This window comes from Terrabacter sp. NPDC080008 (assembly GCF_040702505.1).
Classification (GTDB): domain Bacteria; phylum Actinomycetota; class Actinomycetes; order Actinomycetales; family Dermatophilaceae; genus Terrabacter.
This window is the reverse complement of record NZ_JBFBLC010000015.1, coordinates 1-1,804: the sequence shown is the minus strand read 5'-3', so window position 1 is coordinate 1,804 and position 1,804 is coordinate 1. Positions and strand designations below refer to the sequence as shown.

At 71.2% G+C, this 1,804-nt stretch carries 1 protein-coding gene; it reads left to right on the top strand.

All coding sequences use genetic code 11. The annotated features are described in order from the left end of the window. On the top strand, nt 1-1,677 hold a 1,677-nt coding region (locus AB0316_RS20940; RefSeq protein WP_366275192.1), incomplete at its 5' end, for an IS481 family transposase. Nucleotides 1,678-1,804 lie beyond the last annotated feature (127 nt).

Sequence of the window (1,804 nt, the reverse complement as noted above, 5' to 3'; positions counted from 1 at the left end):
GTGGCGGACTCGGTCGAGGTCCGGGTCGCGGAGATGCGCCGGGCGCATCCACGGTGGGGCGCCAAGCGGATCCGGTTGGAGCTGCTGCGCAAGCCGGTGGAGGGCGGGACGATCCCGGCGGTGCGCACGATCGTGCGGATCCTGCACCGGCAGGGGCTGTCGGCGCCTCGTCCGCGCAAGCGGCCGCGGTCGTCGTATCGCCGGTTCGAGCGGCCGGGCCCGATGCAGCTGTGGGGCATCGACATCGTCGGGGGGATCCGGCTGGTCGACCCGAGTACGGGGGTGGTCCGGGACGCGAAGCTGGTCACGGGCGTGGATGACCATTCCCGATACTGCGTGATGGCGGCGGTGGTGGAGCGGGCCACGGCTCGGGCGGTGTGCTTGGCGTTCGCGCAGGCGCTGTCCCGGTTCGGCGTGCCCCAGGAGGTCATCACCGACAACGGGAGGCAGTTCACCGGCCGGTTCGGACGGCACGGCGCCGGAAGCGGGGAGGTGCTCTTCGACAAGATCTGCCGTAAGAACGGGATCACGCACCGGCTGACCGCGCCCGCCTCGCCGAACCAGAACGGGAAGGTGGAGCGGTTCCACGGCACGTTCCGTCCCGAGTTCCTCGACGGGGCAGGGCCATTCACGAGTGTCGAGGAGGCGCAGGCCGCGGTCGACGCATGGGTGCACGAGTACAACACCGGCCGTCCGCACCAGGCGTTGGACGACACGGTGCCGGTCACCCCGTCGCAGCGGTTCACCCCGGTCCCGCAGGCCGAGCGGGACGTGCTCGAGATGTGGCTGCCTCCAACGCTGTCCGCAGTGACCAGCCCGACCAGCCCGACCGGACAGGACCTCGCCCCGAGCGAGGCTGATGCCCAGATGTCGAGGACTGGGGTCGTCGACGGGTACCGAGGCGGCAGCGGACCAGTGGGCCCGTTTGGTCCGCGGCCGGGGGATGGCGACCCGGTCGAGCTCGACTTGGTCGTGCCGCCCTCGGGGAACATGAAGCTGGGCCCGCAGCAGCTGTGGCTGGGCCCCGCCCATGCCGGACGCACCGTGCGGGTGTGGGCCGACTGCGACGTGGTGCACCTGAGCATGGCTGCCTCCCGGGTCAAAACGGTCCGGTCCCAGCTGAGCGTGGCTGACCTGTGCCGGCTACGGGCCAACGGCGCGGTCCCCGCCGGTCCCTCACCGCTGCCCCGGCCCGAGCAGGGCGAGGCCATCGAGCTCGAGCGGGTAGTCAGCCGCACCGGGCTCGTCGCGCTCGGACCCCGCCGCCTGCTGGCCGCTGAGATCCTGGCCGGGCGACGGGTCGGGATCCGGATCGAGCCGGCGACGCTGCAGTTCTTCGACCCCGACACCCGGCAGCTGCTGCGGGTATGGCCCAACCCCCTGACCCGCGAGCAGGTACTGCGGCTCCGCGGTGCGCGCAGGGCCGGCCCACCACCACGTCCCTCGAGTGAGCCGGTCACCGTGCAAGGCAGGGCGGCCAGCAACGGCGTGATCCTGGTCTGTCGCCAACGGGTCAACCTCGGCGCCGTCCACGCCGGCCAGATCGTCACCGTCGCGGTGTCCGAGACCAGCCTGAGCATCGACCTGGGCGACGGCGACACCCGGGTCGTGCCGCGGACCACGACGCTGCCGGTGCGAAACATGAAGGCCTTCCGGCCTCGCGCCGAAACAGGCTGATGACGCTCACCTCGGCAGTCCTACGATGGCCAACAGTCGACCGCGGATCGACCCCAACTTTTCTAGCCCAAGTGTCGCGGATCAGGTGGCACAGATCCGTCGCACGTCAGGTGGCACAAGACACGGA